Below are 16,103 nucleotides of genomic sequence, written 5' to 3'. Positions count from 1 at the left end.
TCATGGAAGAGTTTCTAAAAATCCTCTTCTTTGCGGTTGCCTTTATAGTATTGCTAAGGCTCGGACTAAAGCTCTATGTTTTGAACAAGGCTAAGGCTATGAAAGGTGCAGAGGTAGAGCTAATAAAGGACGGAGTTCTTTACTTTTACTCCCAAAGATGTGGTGCCTGCAAGGCTATGGAGCCTCAGGTGGAAAAGCTAAGCCAAGCGTTGGAGGTAAAAAAGATTGATGTTTTCTCGGAGGAAGGACAAAAGATCGCCAAAAGCTTGGGTGTGATGGCTACGCCCACCACTGTGGTGGTAAAGGACGGAAAGGTTCAAAAGACCTTTGTGGGTGTTGTTAGTGCAGACAGAATTTTGGAGGAGTTCAAGCCCTAACCACCCTGCTTACCTTTTCCACCCCTTCCAACTCCCTTAGGGCTTGGAGAACCCTCTTTAAGTGTTCTGCGTTGCTGAGCTCTAACGTAAATTCCATCACCGCCTCTCCGGTCTTTAGGCTTTTGGTGATGGCTTGGAGTATGTTGGCGTTGTGTTTTGCAAAGGTGCTGGCAACTTCACCTAAAATACCCACCCGGTCCTTTGCCCATACGCGCACAATGGCAGGATATTTACCCTGGGCATTCTCCCAATTCACATGGACAACCCTTTCGGGAAAGTGTTTTAGAAAATGCTCCAAGTTGGGACAGCCCTTCAGGTGAATGATCAATCCCTTACCCTTGGCAACCACGCCCAGAACCTCATCTCCCGGCAGTGGGTTGCAACACTTTGCCAGCTGATAGGCGACGTTTTCTATGTCCTCCATCCTTACCCGCACCTGAGGGCTCTGGTCCTTCTCTTTGACCTCCGGTTTTTTTACACCAAAAAGCTGATAAATCCTTTCCTTCGTTAGCTTTTTGCTTCCCACCAAAAGATAAACATCCTCATCCCTTTCAATACCCTCTTGCTTTTTTATCTTTTCCAAAAGCTCCTGCCTGTCTATGTTCAGCTTTTTTGCCAAGTTCTCTAAAAGCTCTCTACCCTCCTGAATTTGCCTTTCCCTTTCTAACTCCTTTAGATAAGCCTTTATCCTGCTCTTTGCCTTGGAGGTAACCACGAACTTTAGCCACTCTGGGTTTGGCTTTTTGTTAGGGTTTGTGATGATCTCCACCTGGTCTCCGTTTTGAAGCTTGTAATCCAGAGGGACGATCCTACCGTTTACCTTGGCACCCGCACAGTGGTTGCCTATGTCCGTGTGAATGTGATAGGCAAAATCCACCGGTGTGGCACCCTTTGGAAGGACCAAAAGGTCTCCCTTTGGAGTAAAGACAAAGACCTCCTCCGAGAACAGTTCAAGCTTTATGTTTTCAAGGATCTCTTGGGCGTTTTTGCTACCCTTTAGGCTCTCCACCAGTTCCTTTAGCCAACCGTAAATGCTGTTGTCCTTTATATTAACGGATTCCTTGTAAGCCCAATGCGCCGCAATGCCCTTTTCTGCCCTCTCGTGCATCTCCCAAGTTCTTATTTGAACCTCCACCACCCTTCCCTTGGGACCGATTACCGCAGTATGCAAAGACTGATAGAGGTTTGGCTTTGGTAGGGATATGTAATCATCAAACTTTCCCGGCACTGGCGTAAAAGTGTTGTGAATTATCCCAAGCACCAAATAGCACTCCTCCACCGTATTGACTATGACCCTAACTCCCAGAATATCGTGCACATCCTCCAAGCTTATGCCCTTTCTTATGGTTTTTTGCCATATGCCAAAAAGATGCTTGGGTCTGTAGGTGATCTCCGCCTGAATGTTAGCCCTTTTTAGGGCTTCCTTTAGCTTGGGTATGAAGTGCCTTTTGAGGTATTCCTCCAGCTTGGCACGCCTCTCTCTAACAAACTCCTTTACCCTCTCATACTCCTTTGGGTAAAGGTGCATAAAGCAAAGGTCCTCAAGCTCCGTCTTTATTTGCCAAACTCCCAGCCTGTTTGCCAACGGAACGTATATCTCTAAGGTCTCCTTGGCTATTCTTATTCTCTTCTCTTTTGGAAGATGCTCAAGGGTGCGCATATTATGAAGCCTATCCGCCAGCTTTACCAACAGAACCCTTATATCCTTGGCAGTAGCCAAAAATAGCTTTCTGTAGTTCTCCGCCTTTTCTGAACTAACATCCTTTATTTTGTATTTGCTTATCTTGGTAACACCCTCCACTATGTTTGCCACCGTCTCACCAAAGCGTTCTTTTAACTCCTCGTATGTGGTGTTTGTATCCTCCAAAACATCGTGGAGCAATGCGGAGATGATAGCTTCCTTTTTTAGTCCCATACTTGCGACTATTATGGCAGTTTCTATAGGATGCACCGCATAGGGCTCTCCCGACGCCCTCTTTTGCCCAGCATGTCTTTCTTCCAAAAACTCTATCGCCCTCAAAACATCCTCTCGGTCTCTCTCCTCCACTAAAGAGAGTAGCTTTTCTACCTTTTTTGATAAAACTGTCTGCATAGTTAAAAATTTAAGCCTTTTTCTTTTAACTTCTAAATTTTCAACTCCAAGCGGGACATTAGGAACCAACCACTTTTAGCAAGGTTTTGTATAAAAACCTGACACAGTCTAAAAAATGAATGTGGTATAATATGACTAATCAAACAAAATATTAAAAAGAGGTGAGGCCTTGAAAAAACACACACCTATGCAGAAGTCTATACCGCTTTTCTATGATATCAAGCCACCGTCAAGTACCGTAGCTAAGCGACTTTTAAGAGAAATTTTATCAGAAGATTTACAACCTTTGACAAGTGAGGAAATTAAGCAGCTTAAGGAACAATACAAAACACGAATACGGGTATATCTAACTCAAGAAGACCAAGACCTGATAGACTTTCTTAGTAGTGCTCCATTGAGTGTTCAATACGCTGTGTTTAAGAAATTTAATGAGAAACTACCTACAGGATGCCCTGCGGGAGACGAAGCCAAGAGACCATTTATCTACAGTATAGCCACTTACATCAAAAAGGAACATCTTGAGAGATTTGGAAGACATTTTCAAGAGATAGGAAGAAAGGTAGTTCAAGAAGTGCTTAAAATGAAAGAAGATGACATACTAAATGTGCCTACGGAGAAAATAGAAGAGGTGCTTGAGGATGCTGTGTTGAGACGCATATATTTGGATAGAGAAACGCACGAGCGGTGGATTGCTTTTTCCAAAAGGTTCAAAAAGTGGCTCCACTTCTGGATAAATGAAAAGCTGGCTACAATTAAAGTTCCAGCTACAGAAAGAGAGAAGCCAATTTCTGGATTCTGGATAAATAAAAAGCTAGCTACAATTGAAGTTTCAGCTACAAAAAGAGAAAAGCCAAGTTCTGGAAGAGAAAGTGTGCTTGCGTTTTATTTATATGGACCTATATATGAACTTTATAAACAAGGCTTTCTAAATTCAAAAGTTGTGCTTGATTGCTTGACTGAAGTATATCAAGACAAAGACAAAATAAAACCAATGCGTCAAGTAGAGTATAAAAAGATTAAGAAAAAGCTGGGAACTGCGGGCAAGGTGCTTGTAAATTTCAAACATCACCCAGAACTTCGGGACTGGTATGTAGATACACCACTTCCAAAACGCAGGGGCATATGGGTTGCGGTGCATCAAAAAATTCTTAACAAGTTAGCTAATTTGTTAGCTAATTTGTAATACTAGTAATATATTCCATCTTAAAATCTTAAAAAAGGTGTAGCTTTGGAGAGGCTATATTTTAACCGTTAGACTCCACACGATGCATTAAGAAATCCATCAAAAACAAAGCCCAAGCTTCCCTCAGAAACCTTTCAACTCCACACGGTGCATTAGGAACAGATGGGAGAACTTCAGAGTCGCAAAGATAAGAGTGCCAGTTGCTATCCCACACAGTGGGCTTGGAATGAAGATGAGGAAATGAGACCACAGAATGCTTTTATAAAACCGTCTCCATCCCACCCAGTGGGCTTAAAACATCTCCCAAAAAGCCTGAAAGTCAAAACTTTCTCCCTCTCAAAATTGAAACAGCCCACCGAGAGGGCACACTAATCCATATTCAGTTGCCAAGTTGAACAAGGGTCCCAGTGGGACCCTCAAACTACCTTGCTTATATTATACCAAACCTTACGGTAGTCTTTCCAAGTGAAAGCTTTCGTTGGTGTATATGCAGATCTTTGCTGCGATGGAGAGGGATTCTTTGACGATCTCCTCTGCAGATAGGTTGGTGTGTTTGTAAAGAGCCAAGGCGCAAGCCCTTGCGTAGTCTCCACCGGAGCCTATTGCCATGATGGGCTCGTCTGGTTCCATTACATCCCCCGTGCCAGAAATTACCAAGAGGTGTTCCAAGTTTGCACACAAAAGCATGGCGTCAAGTCTTCTTAAAGCCCTGTCTGTTCTCCACTCCTTTGCCAACTCCACCGAAGCCCTCAAGAGGTTTCCTCTGAACTCCTCCAGCTTTCCCTCCAGCCTTTCCATTAGGGCAAGACCATCTGCAGCGGAACCCGCAAAGCCCACCAACACACTGCCGTTGTAGATCTTTCTGACCTTTTTTGCTCCGTGCTTTAGCACAGAGGGGCCAAGGGTGACCTGTCCGTCTCCACCCATAACTACCACACCATCCCTTTTTACTGCAATTATGGTGGTCATTCTATGTCCTCTCCTCTTAGTATTCTTTGGGTGTAATTGACGCAGGCAAGGACCATGAACATGAGGGCGTGGTTGTTGGTGTCTGGTAGTTCTTCCTTTACCCAAATGGTGCCGTCCTCTTTTTCCACAAGCTTTATGTATTTAAAGGCAATCTCTGCCAAGCTTTTGTTGGAGACCTTCTCCAATACTTTTCTCTTTATTTCCTCTGGTACTTCTCTCTCTACGGGCATCTCAGGAAATCCTTCAAAATTTTTGTGTGGTCAAAGACTATTTTATCAAAGGGTAGGTCCTCTATGGGAAAAACTACAGCTTTCTTTGCGTCATCGCCACCCCTTGGCTCTCCGTAGGCATCCAAAACAAAGACCACAGACACCACATGAAAGCGTGGGTCCCTGTTGGGTTCCGAATACACACCCAAAAGTTTAACAATCTGTGCATCAAGTCCTGTCTCTTCTTTGACTTCCCGCAGTACTGCCTTTTCCACCGTCTCTCCCACCTCCACAAAGCCCCCCGGCAGGGCATAGCCCAAGGGTTCATACCTTCTCTCTACAAGCACAATGCCCTTAAACCTTTCTCCCTCCCAAAGTCTGACCACACCATCCACCGCCAAGTACGGAGTTTTTGGCTCAAACATCTTAAAGCCTCACATGAACACCTTTGTTTTTAAGATATGCCTTTAGCTCTGGGATGCTTACCTCTTTGAAGTGAAAGAGGGACGCTGCGAGGGCTGCGTCCACGTTTGTTTGTGTGAAGACTTCGTAAAAGTGTTCCATTGTGCCCGCACCCCCGGAGGCTATCACAGGGATGCTCACCGCCGATGCTACAGCCCTGCATAACTCTATATCGTAGCCCTTTTTTGTGCCATCTGCGTCCATTGAAGTGAGCAGGATTTCCCCCGCTCCCAAGCCCTCCACCCTCTTTGCCCACTCTACCGCGTCAAGCCCCGTTGGTGTCCTCCCACCGTGAATATAAACCTCCCATCCCCTTTCGGACCTTTTGGCGTCTATGGCTACCACTATGCACTGGGAACCAAACCTTTTGGCAGACTCGTAAATCAACTGTGGGTTTTTTACCGCTGCGGTGTTTATGGAAACCTTGTCCGCACCGGCAGACAAAAGCCTCCTTATGTCCTCCAAGGAGGATACACCACCACCCACCGTGAAAGGTATAAAGATCGTTTCCGCTACCCTTTGCACCACCTCTATCATGATCTTTCTTTCTTCTGCGGAGGCGGTTATGTCCAAAAAGACAAGCTCATCGGCGGATTGCTCTTCGTAGTTCTTTGCCACCTCCACCGGGTCCCCCGCATCCCTTAGGTTCTGGAACTTTACACCTTTTACTACCCTTCCTTTGTCCACATCCAAGCACGGAATTATTCTCTTGGCAAGCATCAGCGTACCCTTCCTATCTGTTGGTAGATTTCTTTAAGAGGCAGGCGGTAGTATATGGGTCTTCCGTGAGGGCAGGTGTGAGGGTTCTGTAGTTCCACCCACTCTTTAAGCATAGCCCTAACTTGGGCGGGCGATAGCTTGTCTCCTGCCTTTATGGCACCTCTGCATGCTTTATCGGAGGTCTGTCCCTTTTCGTAGTTTATGCGTTCCGCAAGCAGATGCTGGTCTATGAAGTAAAGGCTCTCCATCCAATTCACTATAAGTATTGTATCCTCCAAGATGCCCACAAGCTCCGGCTCAGCTTTGTATGGATGTCCCTCTTGGTTCAAGGATGGGATGTGTGTTTTATGTCCTTTAAACAGTTCTCTGAAAAGCTCTTTGATGTTGCCCTCCTTTTGAAGTTTCACCTCAAGCTTTTTGGGATGGATGTTGGCATCCACCACAAAGGGTGGAACTTCCAAAAGGCAAACCGCTATGCGCCTTCCTACAGTTCTTTTTATGTACTCCGTTAAGCTTTTGTTTTGGACAGGTCTTGAATTTACGAAAAGCTTTACCTCTCCTTTCTTTTGGGAGAGGGAAACAAAGACCCTCAGGTGTAAGCCATCCCTTTCAATCTCCCTCTCTTCAAACTTGGTTTTGTATATCTCTTCCAACCGATCCCTTGCGCTCTGGGTGGAAGGTAGGTTCAAAAGTTCCCTTCCTTCCGCTATGAGCTTGAAGGATACCTCCGGTCTTGCCATTGCGTAGTCTCTTACAAGCCTCAGAATCTTTGCCCTCTCTGTATCTTCCTTCTTCAGAAGGTTCCTTCTTACTGGCAGGTTGTAAAAAAGGTCAAAGACCTCCACCCTTGTGCCTACCGCCATACCCTTTTCCCTTATATGCACCACCTTTCCCTCTTCCAACCTCATTTCGTAGCCCCTGTCCTCTTGGTAAAAACGGGAGCTTATGACCATCCTGCTAACTTGGGCTATGGCGTGGAGGGCTTCTCCCCTAAAGCCGTAGGTGTTCAACGAAAGCAGGTCCTCAAACCTCTCTATCTTGCTGGTGTGAAAGGGCAGGATTACTTTAGGGAGGTCCTCCGGGTGTATGCCCACGCCGTCATCTTTGACGGAAATGTAGTGCTTTCCACCCTTGATTACTTCTATCTCTATCCTTTTTGCCTTTGCGTCAAGGGAGTTTTCTATTAGCTCCTTTACACAGTCCGCAGGGCTCTCTATAACTTCACCTGCGGATATTTTGAACCTTACCTCCTCCGGAAGTTCTTTGACAAACATTTACCATTGGGAGGTGATCTTTGCCTTCTTGTTGAGGTATTTGTCCACCGCCAACGCTGCTTTTACACCATCCGCCGCCGCAATAACCGCCTGCTTTATGTTGTTGCAGAGCACATCCCCCGCTGCAAAAACACCAGGCACAGAGGTCATCATCTCCTCATTTACCACTATACAGTTTCCGTCTGTCATCTCCACTTGGTTCATAAGGAAATCCACCGAAGGCTTGTTCCCTCCTAGGAATATAAACACACCATCCACAGGTAGGATCTTTTTCTCTTTGGTTTCTATGTTTTGGACCTCCAAGCCCTCCACAAAGGAGGAACCCAAAATCTGTATAACCCTGTGGTGGGTGAGGATTTCCACGTTGGGATGGGACTTTATCTCCTCTATCATCTCTGGTGGTGCCTTTATGCGAGAGGATGGAACCACCAAGTATATCTTGCTGGCAAACCTGCTTATAAACTCCGTCTCCTCTAAGGCGTAATCGTCCTCCCCTACCACCGCCACGGGCTTTCCTTTAAAGAATGCCGCATCGCAAACGCCACAGTAAGACACTCCCCTTCCTAAGAATTCCTCCTCTCCCTTGTATTTGTTGGTTCTTTCCATGGCACCGGAGGCTACTATAACCGCCCTGCCCTTGAACTCCCTTCCGTCTATGGTATAGACCTTCTTTATATCTCCCAACAGGTCTGTGGCAATAACTTTACCCCTTACAAATTTGGCACCAAAGGCTTTTGCATGTTCCCGCATAAGTTTTAAAAGCTCATAGCCAGAGATGGGACCCCTTATGCCAGGGTAGTTTTCTATCTGCTGGGTTACTCCCAAGGCACCGTCCGCCTCTGCCCTGTAGAGCACCAAGGTGGATAGTCCTGCCCTTGCGGTGTATATGGCAGCGGAAGAGCCGGCAGGACCGGCTCCGATGATGATCACATCGTATATTTCATCACTGCCAAAGTTTAAAGTCAGTTCCATTTCAGTCCTCCAATGCTATTAAATATAATCACTCCTGCAGGGCGGAATAGAGTTCCCCTTTGCATAGACAGATATTTTACTGTCTATGCACACCTAACTTAATGTTAGGCCCTGCCGAGGGTTTAGGATATTCTCAAGGAACTCCCTGTAATAGGGATTACCTTTGAGAATATCCAGGGGAGCACTCTTGCACCCCTTTAATCTCTCAAGGTGCCTTTGTATCAGCACCTTAAGGACTTGCTTTTTCGGCAGGTGTGGATGAAACTCCCTGAGAGAACTTCTCTCAAGGAGATTTTTAGCACTATTTACTTGTGCGTTCATTTTATTACCACAGCACTTACACTCAAACTCTTGCGTGCTTTTCCTGTTTTCTCTATCCACATACCCACAGCTACTACACTCCTGACTTGAATAGGCAGGATTGACTTCTACTATCTCTATGCCATAAAGCTGATGCAGCCGTTCCAACTTCTCCTTCACATAACGCTTGCCAAAGTTTTGAATAAGCCTGTTCATCCTCTTGGATAGTTCAGGACTTCTAAAGTCAAGTCTTTCTACAACGAGTTTCATTGGCTTGTAAAGGTTTATAAGCCTGTTTAACACTCTGTTTATTTCGTTTTTGAGAAACTCCCTTAACCTTCTCACATACTCCCTATACCTGTTATCTCTGCTTGGCAGTCCTCCGTTTCTTTGAACCTGTGCCATGCGTTTAGTAATCTTTTCGTCCATCTTCTTTAGAAAGTCAAAAAACTGCCTGCCCAGTAAATCACCGTTGTTTGTAGCTATCAATGGATTTAGCCCTAAATCTATAGCTATAGTGTCTGTGGCAGGAACATAGTTTCTCTTTTTGAGTTCTTTCACCACTCTAACCCAAATCCGCAATAAGTCTCCATCTTCTATAAGGTGGAGAGAAATTGCAGAAAGATTGACAGGTATTTGGCTTCGGGATAGAATAACAACTAAATATGCAATAGCAAAAAATAATCAAAAAAGCCTATAAATACCGCATTTATCCCACAAAAGAACAGCAGGAATACTTCACCAAGACCTTTGGGTGTTGTAGGTTTGTTTGAAACAAGATGTTGGCAGAAAAGCTGTCTGCCTACGAAAAGGGAGAACCTATACCAAGAATTACGCCCGCCAAGTATAAAGAAGAGTTTCCCTTTCTTAGAGAAGTAGATAGCCTTGCCCTCGCTAATGTGCAGTTGCAACTTGAAAAAGCCTTCAGAGACTACTTCAAAAAACAAAAGCACTTTAGATTGCCTAAGTTCAAAAGAAAAAAGGATAAGCAGTCTTACACTACAAACAATGTGAATGGTTCCATAAAAGTGGATTTTGAAAAAGGGTTGTTGTATTTGCCAAAGATAAAGGATGGGATAAAGATTGAACTACACAGAACCTTTGAGGGTCAGATAAAATCTGCCACCGTGAGAAAGACAAAAGACGGTAAGTATTATGTTTCCATCTTGGTGGAGACAGAAGAACCAAGAAACAAGGTTATAGAACCTAAAAGCAAAGCTTGTGGAATAGATTTAGGTCTGGAACACTTTGCCACTATTACCAATGATTTTGGGACTTATAAGATAGAACATCCCAAACACCTGAGGCGGGCGGAGAAAAGACTAAAGAAACTTCAAAAAGATTTATCAAGGAAGCAGAAAGGGTCAAAGAACTATGAAAAGGTAAGGCAAAGACTTGCTAAATTACACGCTTACATATCCAACGCAAGGAATTACTTTTTGCATAAACTGTCCAAAGCCATCATAGACGAAAACCAAGTCGTGGTGGTGGAGGACATAAATGTGAAAGGACTAATGCAGTCAAACCTTGCCAAGTCCATCTCAGACAGGAGCTGGTCAAAGTTTTTGACCTATCTCAGGTATAAGGCAGAGTGGTATGGAAGAACTTTTATTCAAGTAGATAAGTTCTTTCCATCTTCCAAGCTATGCCATTGCTGTGGCTATAAAAAAGAGGACTGGCTTTGCATGAAAGAATTTGGACTTGTCCTGTATGTGGGGCAGTCCACGACAGGGATGTAAATGCATCTATAAACCTTTACTTCGTAGGGCTGGAGCGGCCCGAAGTTAAGCCTGTGGAGAGGGAATTTCCCTCGTTGAAGCAGGAAGCCTCAATGTGGGGCAGCTCACGGTTGAAAGCTTTAGCCAATAATCAAAAGCTTTAGCTTTGCCTTCTTTCCTTGGTTCAAGTTCAGCCACCTTCCCATCTAAGTGAAGGGCAATGCCTTCAAACCTTGGTCTTCTGTTTTTGCCAAGCAAGTGCTTAAAAATCTTCTTAGCCAAGTGCTTAGAGGCTGTTCTAAAAATCCCTCATCGGGACGTCCCCCCAGCCTCTAAGGGAACTAACCCGTTAGAACGCCTCACCCTATCCCACACCCCTTCCACCAACACGGGCTTCAGAGGAGAAAGGTCCCTTGGTAAGACCTTTCCAAGGATAGGGAAGAGGAGGGCTACCTTCAGAACTACCCAAGCACTTTGAAGGGTAGTTTTTGCTACCCTTCCCTGCTCGGGATTCCTTCCATTGGCTCCCTCACAGGAACTTGGCTCACTCTGAAGGCTTTGTATGAGATTGATTAATAGCTTTCTTGCATTCTCTACACTCCTTAGTTCGCTTTTTAGTGCGTTTTTCTTGTATTCGTTGCTTTCCTTCTCTGTAAGTTCTCTAAGTTCCTCTTCCCTTTTTTCATACCTCTTTAGGGCAAACTCTAAATATGCTTTGTCTTTTAGCAGCCTTTCGTAATTCTCAGGCATGTCCTCTTTAAAGCCCAGTGCCCTTCTTCCTATCACATAAGCACCCGCTACGTCTTTGTCTATGTGCAACTGTGGTGCATACTTTAGCATGCCTATGATTGATGTATAGGCTGGATGGACTTCTATTACTTCTACTCCCTTTAACATTGCTACCCTTTTTAGCTTTTGCAAAAACTTTTTGGCGTTCCACTGATGAAGTCTTTTTCTTAACTCAGCTTTCCCATCTCCACGCATTCCTTTTTTGAGTTTCTTTAGGTTTTCTATTGCTATTGCTTTACCTTTCTGAATGGCTAAATCTACTATCCGATGGGCTAATATCCACTCCTGATGGTCTTTGCTGTTTTGAGAAAGTCCTAAAAGGTGGTGTAAGCTGATTGTTTGATAGCTTAGTAGTTCTCCAGTTTTTGACACTTCCGCTATGGCTAAGTGTATGGGTGATGCGTTTATGTCTATGGCTATTACTCCGTTCTCTTTTGTGTGTTTCACTTTAGGCATTGGGATTTCAAAGGATACACTCCCATAAATCTCTCCATCTCTTAGCTTTAACTCCACTGTATAGGCAAAGTAGTTTTTTGTTTGCCAACTTTCTAAAAGCATAGCCATAAAGGTGAGCCACTTGTCTTTGCTATTGCTTGGTTCCCTTAACACTTTGGCATAGATGAACTCCCTGTTTCCTATGGTAATCCTGAGGTGCAGCTGTCCTTCTTTGTCCTCAAATCTCAGTAGCCTGTTCCCTTTATCTTCTTTTGATTTTGACCCAATGCTTATAAGTGTTCCTTGTCTTAGTTCTCTCCACCGCTTTTTAAGTCTTTCTCTCAATTTCCCTGTAAGGTGATTTTTGCAAAGTTTTTCAAAAAGTCTTTTGCTTCCAAAGACTACTGGTTTGTCTGTGGGATATTGTTTAGCTTTGTATATGGCTGAATCAATATATTTTGTTGGCAACTCAGGAAATAGCTGTCTTAGTCTGTGGTATATTTGGGCGTGTGGGTTTTTTGTTTTCTCTTTTTCCAACTCTTTTAGCATGTTGTATGCCACTCTAATGGCTGAAGATTGCTTACGCATTAGCTTTATGAGCTTTTCTTTGTCTTCTCTTTTCAGTTCAAGCTTGAATTGTAAGCTAACAAACATCAGAGTTAGATTTTAGCCTTAAAACTCTTGTGTGTCAATGGGTTTGGATTTTTAGAACAGCCTCAGGTGCCCCTGCCGAGGGTCTAAGGTGTGAGGGGCGGGGGAACCTCAGACCCTCAAACTTCCTTACGAGTTTTACCTGCATATATTTTCTACCTTAAAGTCTACAAGCTTGTTATCTCTTGTTATGATAATCTCACCATTGCAAGGAAGTTGTGGATTGGGAATTCTACAATCAATTCTGTATCCACTGTAAAGGCTTGTCATTCTTCCGTAGGATCTGCAGTTGGTATATAGCTGCATGGCGGTTCTTGGGTCTATCCTATCCACAGTTATGACCTTGTAATCATTTGAACGACCTATAGACTGAACATCGTTTTGGCAAACTTTGAAGTTATCTACCGTAGTGTATCCTGGACCTCTTGTGATTAGGGCTACGAGATCACAACCACCATCTGGATACATATAGATGGTCTCATACTGCATCTGTCCCATTACCTGCATAGAGGGCATTTTAGAACTTGCAGTCATCTTTATCATAGAGATAAGTGCATCATTTTGGGCTGGTGTGGGTTGGCTTACTCTTGTTTGTGCCTGAGCCATTAGCCCCTCGTTTAAACCCAGCTTAACATAATGAACATAGGGAATTATGAATGATTGAATATCGGATGCACTTCTTTCTGCGGTGGTGCGAACCATAAACTTCTCAGGACCATCGCAATAATATGTGGTTTTGGTTATCTCCCTAAGCCAGTAGTCTACCACGAATACATTAGGTGGCGGGTCTGTGGTTAGCACCTTTGCCATAAAGTCCTTAAAGTCCTGCCCATCTGCAGTTCTAAAAGTTCCTCCCTTTTGATAGCAATAGCTTGCAAGCATTCTTAAAACATCAGAGTTTAGAGGATGGCAGTTGTTGTTCACAGTGTCCTTTATCTTGTAAGAACCATCAGGCAGAGTTTGGAGTTTTACACGATTTGATTGTAAAAACTCTATAAGGTTGGTGCTTGCCTTAATCTTATCCGCCCATTCCAATTCAAAAGAAGTTATTCTCGGCTCAGGCTTATGCCTTGCAACCTGAATAAAACAAGACTCCAACCATTGATTTTGGGATGGATATCGGTAGCCTATAAACCTGCCTCTCTGAATAAAGAAAACTTCTTTCCCATCCTTTTCACAAAGGGTAGCGGGTGCATTGCTACTGGCAACATCTCCCAAAATTGCTGCTGTGAATGCTCCCTTTAGAAGACCCCCAAGTCCAGTCCCAGCTTCTGCAGGCTTTTTTTCCTCTATTACATATCCGCCTCCAAAACCTTCTACTTGCTTGTATTTCACAAGGTATGCCTTTCCACCAAAAGCAGAACAGTATTCAATGGCTTTTTCCGCATCAACACCAAAAATCCCACCGATAATTATCGTCTCTGTCTCTGAAGGGCTTAAGAATAAAAACTGTTTTTTACCAGAAAACAGCAGTTCCCTAAACGATGTTTGCTTTTGAATGTTTTCTTGTCCAGAACTTGAAAGGGCTAAGGCTAAGCTAAGCACGGCTAATAGGGACTTCTTCATCTCCGACCTCCTTTGTTTTTGGTTTTAAAAAGGTCCCCCATGGGGACCTCACTTTATACCTCCCATTCACCGGAAGGCACTAAAGACGCACCCTCCACCTCTCTGTTATACAGATAGGTGTGGGCACGCAAAAGAGTGTGGTCCTCAAGGACCACCTCAATAAGCTCCCTCCTGAAGAGGAAAGGAGCTCCTTCCACCCAGTCAAGCTCCCTAAGGAGCCCTTCTGGGATTTCATAGACCTCTCCACGCACTACCCCATCTCCGGGAACCATCCCGGGGTAGGCGCCGAGGTCATAAAGGGCAAAGCCTTTTGCCAAGGCATGCCCTAAGAAAGGACAGCCCTTTAAGAGACTGTGCCTTGATCCACCCCTTTTGAGGGTGCCATAGACGAAGAGGTAAGCCATTAAGCTACCTCCTCGCAATAAGGGGCCCAAAGACCCCTCAGAGAAAGCCTTCCCTTGTTAGGAAGGCTCACTCTCCTGTTTTCCTCCCTAACTGCTACCATACCCTTATATACTATAACTTACCTTTTTGGTATATTCTGACAACCTACAAACTGACTTTCCTTGAAAGCATCAGCCCCTCGTATTCTACCCATCCCTTCGGAGGGTTTGGGCTAAAGAAAGGTTCCTTGTCTTCTTCAAAAAGTGTTAGAAGTCTTGCCCTTTCTCCTCTGTATCGGAATAAGCCCTCAAGTAGTCCTTCTTCTGCTAAAAGCTTCTCATACTGCCATCTTTTGAGTTTTAGCTGGTTTATATCCTCTACAAACCGCTTTATCTTGGGTGCCCCCACAATGCCTTTATAACTCTCACTGAACCGCCCATTAACAAATAGCAAGGCTTTTGTGTCCTGAAGCTGGATTTCAAAGGGATGTGTGAATTCTGGGAGGATGTTTCTCTTTCCCTCTGCATCCTCTGTGGCAAATCTGAAGTGTAGAACAACTCTTGTGTTTTCCGAGTGAATGAATTCCTTGACTGCTTCATAAAACTCTTCCTTCTCCATAAAGTCCTTCTCATATACCCATCTCCCATTTTCCCAAACTGCATATCCGCCGCCATGCCTAAACAGCTTCCAACAATGGTCAAATAGCTTGTCGCTAACAATAGCCCCCTCTGGCTTATAGATGATTACACACATTTCAGCACCTCCTTCAGGTTTCATTTTAGTATGCACAAAGACTTCTTATCCTACATCCAGCTGTGTAGGATAAGAAACCCTTCTCATCTTTAGAAGTTGGGACAATCCCGATGAGTAATTTTTCAAAGCTGGTTCAAGATCGGCTGAGTTCTATTTCCTCAAGTTCATAAAGGATGTCTTGGATTTCCATAGGGCTTATTTCAAGCAAATCGGATGCGTAGCTGGTGGTTATGAATTCATGCTTTACCGCAGTCAGGACGAGTTCCCACAAGACCTTAGAAACTTTCCAAGGCACAGGAGGACTTGGTTCTCCAAAAAGCTTTATTTCCAAGTTCCACAGGTTCGCCCTTAGCAATCTGTTTAGGTCCTTTTCGTCAATTTCACCAAGTTCGTGAAGGCGGGATATAAGGGTCTCATAGCTAACGCCAAAGGTGCGTCTTAAACTTATCAAAGCCCACACGTCGGTTAGGTTGTGGTGTTGCCTTACAAGCCTTTTAACAAGACTTTCTGGCATTAAAAAATGAACCACGAAACGTTCGCTAAAATCATCCCTTTGTCCATCTTTATTTAGATGGACCTTGTCTTTTCTTTGAAGGATATGGGCATACTCATAGGCAATAAGCTGGTTTTGGTGAGGTTCATCGGAATTAACCAATATGAACGCAGAGAAGTTTTCATCATAAACCATTGCAGAGGAGAGTTCCCTGCCTAAAGGCAGCCTAATAACTGGAATGCGGAGGTCTTCTAAGAGTTCTCCTAAGTTTGGCACCACGCTATCTCCCAAGCCCAAACGAGCCCTTTCTGCCTCTGCTACCTCTCTGGCTTGTTCATCTATTGACTCTTGGTTTAGAGTGTAGTAAGGAATTTCAGGCTTTGGAAATCCCAGCTTTTGTCTAAGCTTTACTATCTCTTTACACAGAAAAACAAAGCGGTGAACCTGACTTATGGTTTCAGGAGGTAGGGAGAGTTCTTTGGCTTTATCAAGAAGAAGGGTAAAAGCGGTTCCCTCAGGCTTGTCTATCCCATAGAAGTAGCTAACGAAAACTCCATAAAGTTTGGCAAGCTTTATTAGAAGGCTAATCGGCGGGCCTTTTCTACCACTTTCAAAAAGAGAAAGTTCATCCTTGGTAATTCCAAGCTTTTGGGAGACTTCTTCTGGGGTGTAGCCTGCCGTCTCCCGTGCTTGTTTGAGTCTCTGTCCTATAATTTCCAGAGTATTCATGTAGGCACTTACCTCAAAGCTATAAAT

Annotated in this window: 19 protein-coding genes; 5 read left to right on the top strand and 14 right to left on the bottom strand. The window is 44.2% G+C overall.

From position 1 onward, the window contains the following. The first annotated feature begins 2 nt into the window (after positions 1-2). Complete coding sequence (locus tag THERU_RS05085; protein WP_025306199.1) at positions 3-377, top strand: thioredoxin family protein; 375 nt, start codon at positions 3-5, stop codon at positions 375-377. Here the strand turns inward: THERU_RS05085 and THERU_RS05080 are convergent. Beyond that, the gene (locus tag THERU_RS05080; RefSeq protein ID WP_025306198.1) at positions 367-2,469 is read right to left on the bottom strand and encodes a RelA/SpoT family protein; all 2,103 of its coding nucleotides are present in this window, start codon (positions 2,467-2,469) and stop codon (positions 367-369) included. The two genes, THERU_RS05085 and THERU_RS05080, sit on opposite strands and share 11 nt — an antisense overlap. Positions 2,470-2,638: 169 nt before the next feature. Between THERU_RS05080 and THERU_RS05075 the strand changes: the two genes are divergently transcribed. Next, the gene (locus THERU_RS05075) at positions 2,639-3,652 is read left to right on the top strand and encodes a hypothetical protein (protein ID WP_156916203.1); all 1,014 of its coding nucleotides are present in this window, start codon (positions 2,639-2,641) and stop codon (positions 3,650-3,652) included. Between the two features lie 447 nt (positions 3,653-4,099). On the opposite strand, the gene hslV is transcribed toward THERU_RS05075, so the two are convergent. The 7 genes from hslV to THERU_RS05035 form a co-directional block, all read right to left on the bottom strand. Then, the gene (gene hslV, locus THERU_RS05065; protein ID WP_025306195.1) at positions 4,100-4,621 is read right to left on the bottom strand and encodes an ATP-dependent protease subunit HslV; all 522 of its coding nucleotides are present in this window, start codon (positions 4,619-4,621) and stop codon (positions 4,100-4,102) included. Then, on the bottom strand, positions 4,618-4,851 hold the full coding sequence (locus THERU_RS05060) for a hypothetical protein (RefSeq protein WP_025306194.1): 234 nt from the start codon (positions 4,849-4,851) through the stop codon (positions 4,618-4,620). The genes hslV and THERU_RS05060 overlap by 4 nt, the downstream gene beginning before the upstream one ends. Beyond that, positions 4,842-5,255, bottom strand: a complete 414-nt coding sequence (locus THERU_RS05055) for an NUDIX domain-containing protein (RefSeq protein ID WP_025306193.1) — start codon at positions 5,253-5,255, stop codon at positions 4,842-4,844. The genes THERU_RS05060 and THERU_RS05055 overlap by 10 nt, the downstream gene beginning before the upstream one ends. A gap of 1 nt (position 5,256) precedes the next feature. After that, positions 5,257-6,012, bottom strand: a complete 756-nt coding sequence (gene hisF, locus THERU_RS05050; protein ID WP_025306192.1) for an imidazole glycerol phosphate synthase subunit HisF — start codon at positions 6,010-6,012, stop codon at positions 5,257-5,259. Beyond that, positions 6,012-7,286, bottom strand: a complete 1,275-nt coding sequence (gene mutL, locus THERU_RS05045) for a DNA mismatch repair endonuclease MutL (protein WP_025306191.1) — start codon at positions 7,284-7,286, stop codon at positions 6,012-6,014. Before mutL ends, hisF begins: the two co-directional genes overlap by 1 nt. After that, the gene (gene trxB, locus THERU_RS05040) at positions 7,287-8,258 is read right to left on the bottom strand and encodes a thioredoxin-disulfide reductase (RefSeq protein WP_025306190.1); all 972 of its coding nucleotides are present in this window, start codon (positions 8,256-8,258) and stop codon (positions 7,287-7,289) included. 93 nt (positions 8,259-8,351) lie between these two features. Then, on the bottom strand, positions 8,352-9,140 hold the full coding sequence (locus THERU_RS05035; RefSeq protein WP_025306189.1) for an RNA-guided endonuclease TnpB family protein: 789 nt from the start codon (positions 9,138-9,140) through the stop codon (positions 8,352-8,354). 98 nt (positions 9,141-9,238) lie between these two features. Here THERU_RS05035 and THERU_RS08830 point away from each other — a divergent pair, with 98 nt between their 5' ends. The 3 genes from THERU_RS08830 to THERU_RS08825 are packed head-to-tail and all read left to right on the top strand — an operon-like array spanning position 9,239 to position 10,440. Next, positions 9,239-9,331 (top strand): helix-turn-helix domain-containing protein, encoded by a 93-nt coding sequence (locus tag THERU_RS08830; RefSeq protein WP_483855295.1) that lies wholly within the window; start codon positions 9,239-9,241, stop codon positions 9,329-9,331. Between the two features lie 6 nt (positions 9,332-9,337). Beyond that, entirely contained in the window at positions 9,338-10,297 is a 960-nt protein-coding gene (locus THERU_RS05030) for an RNA-guided endonuclease TnpB family protein (RefSeq protein ID WP_281168715.1), read from the top strand. Beyond that, positions 10,240-10,440 carry a zinc ribbon domain-containing protein gene (locus THERU_RS08825; RefSeq protein ID WP_483855294.1) on the top strand — a complete coding sequence of 67 codons (201 nt, stop codon included), beginning with the start codon at positions 10,240-10,242 and terminating at the stop codon, positions 10,438-10,440. The genes THERU_RS05030 and THERU_RS08825 overlap by 58 nt, the downstream gene beginning before the upstream one ends. Here the strand turns inward: THERU_RS08825 and THERU_RS08605 are convergent. From THERU_RS08605 to THERU_RS05010, 6 genes are all read right to left on the bottom strand, one after another. Next, complete coding sequence (locus THERU_RS08605; RefSeq protein ID WP_169727082.1) at positions 10,343-10,558, bottom strand: hypothetical protein; 216 nt, start codon at positions 10,556-10,558, stop codon at positions 10,343-10,345. The genes THERU_RS08825 and THERU_RS08605 overlap by 98 nt on opposite strands. 27 nt (positions 10,559-10,585) lie before the next feature. Further along, positions 10,586-12,154, bottom strand: a complete 1,569-nt coding sequence (locus THERU_RS05025; protein WP_025306188.1) for an IS200/IS605 family accessory protein TnpB-related protein — start codon at positions 12,152-12,154, stop codon at positions 10,586-10,588. 135 nt (positions 12,155-12,289) lie between these two features. Further along, complete coding sequence (locus THERU_RS05020) at positions 12,290-13,717, bottom strand: hypothetical protein (RefSeq protein ID WP_025306187.1); 1,428 nt, start codon at positions 13,715-13,717, stop codon at positions 12,290-12,292. Positions 13,718-13,770: 53 nt separating this feature from the next. Beyond that, a complete protein-coding gene (locus tag THERU_RS05015; RefSeq protein ID WP_025306186.1) occupies positions 13,771-14,121 on the bottom strand; it encodes a gamma-glutamylcyclotransferase family protein in 351 nt (116 codons plus the stop codon). Between the two features lie 145 nt (positions 14,122-14,266). Beyond that, positions 14,267-14,854: a hypothetical protein gene (locus tag THERU_RS08330; RefSeq protein ID WP_025306185.1), complete on the bottom strand. Its 588-nt coding sequence runs from the start codon at positions 14,852-14,854 to the stop codon at positions 14,267-14,269. Positions 14,855-14,987: 133 nt separating this feature from the next. Further along, complete coding sequence (locus THERU_RS05010; RefSeq protein WP_025306184.1) at positions 14,988-16,076, bottom strand: helix-turn-helix domain-containing protein; 1,089 nt, start codon at positions 16,074-16,076, stop codon at positions 14,988-14,990. Positions 16,077-16,103 lie beyond the last annotated feature (27 nt).

Origin of the sequence: Thermocrinis ruber (assembly GCF_000512735.1) — a bacterium.
In the GTDB taxonomy this organism is placed as follows: domain Bacteria; phylum Aquificota; class Aquificia; order Aquificales; family Aquificaceae; genus Thermocrinis; species Thermocrinis ruber.
Note: the sequence above shows the minus strand (reverse complement) of the source record. Positions and strands in the feature narration are given on the sequence as shown.

Bases quoted from the DNA above. Each gene is read 5' to 3' on its own strand.
- THERU_RS08330 (WP_025306185.1), bottom strand. From the start codon at position 14,854: ATGTGTGTAATCATCTATAAGCCAGAGGGGGCTATTGTTAGCGACAAG.
- hslV (WP_025306195.1), bottom strand. From the start codon at position 4,621: ATGACCACCATAATTGCAGTAAAAAGGGATGGTGTGGTAGTTATGGGT.
- THERU_RS05060 (WP_025306194.1), bottom strand. From the start codon at position 4,851: ATGCCCGTAGAGAGAGAAGTACCAGAGGAAATAAAGAGAAAAGTATTG.
- THERU_RS05015 (WP_025306186.1), bottom strand. From the start codon at position 14,121: ATGGCTTACCTCTTCGTCTATGGCACCCTCAAAAGGGGTGGATCAAGG.
- THERU_RS05080 (WP_025306198.1), bottom strand. From the start codon at position 2,469: ATGCAGACAGTTTTATCAAAAAAGGTAGAAAAGCTACTCTCTTTAGTG.
- THERU_RS05085 (WP_025306199.1), top strand. From the start codon at position 3: ATGGAAGAGTTTCTAAAAATCCTCTTCTTTGCGGTTGCCTTTATAGTA.
- THERU_RS05025 (WP_025306188.1), bottom strand. From the start codon at position 12,154: ATGTTTGTTAGCTTACAATTCAAGCTTGAACTGAAAAGAGAAGACAAA.
- mutL (WP_025306191.1), bottom strand. From the start codon at position 7,286: ATGTTTGTCAAAGAACTTCCGGAGGAGGTAAGGTTCAAAATATCCGCA.
- THERU_RS05030 (WP_281168715.1), top strand. From the start codon at position 9,338: ATGTTGGCAGAAAAGCTGTCTGCCTACGAAAAGGGAGAACCTATACCA.
- THERU_RS05055 (WP_025306193.1), bottom strand. From the start codon at position 5,255: ATGTTTGAGCCAAAAACTCCGTACTTGGCGGTGGATGGTGTGGTCAGA.
- THERU_RS05020 (WP_025306187.1), bottom strand. From the start codon at position 13,717: ATGAAGAAGTCCCTATTAGCCGTGCTTAGCTTAGCCTTAGCCCTTTCA.
- THERU_RS05010 (WP_025306184.1), bottom strand. From the start codon at position 16,076: ATGAATACTCTGGAAATTATAGGACAGAGACTCAAACAAGCACGGGAG.
- hisF (WP_025306192.1), bottom strand. From the start codon at position 6,012: ATGCTTGCCAAGAGAATAATTCCGTGCTTGGATGTGGACAAAGGAAGG.
- trxB (WP_025306190.1), bottom strand. From the start codon at position 8,258: ATGGAACTGACTTTAAACTTTGGCAGTGATGAAATATACGATGTGATC.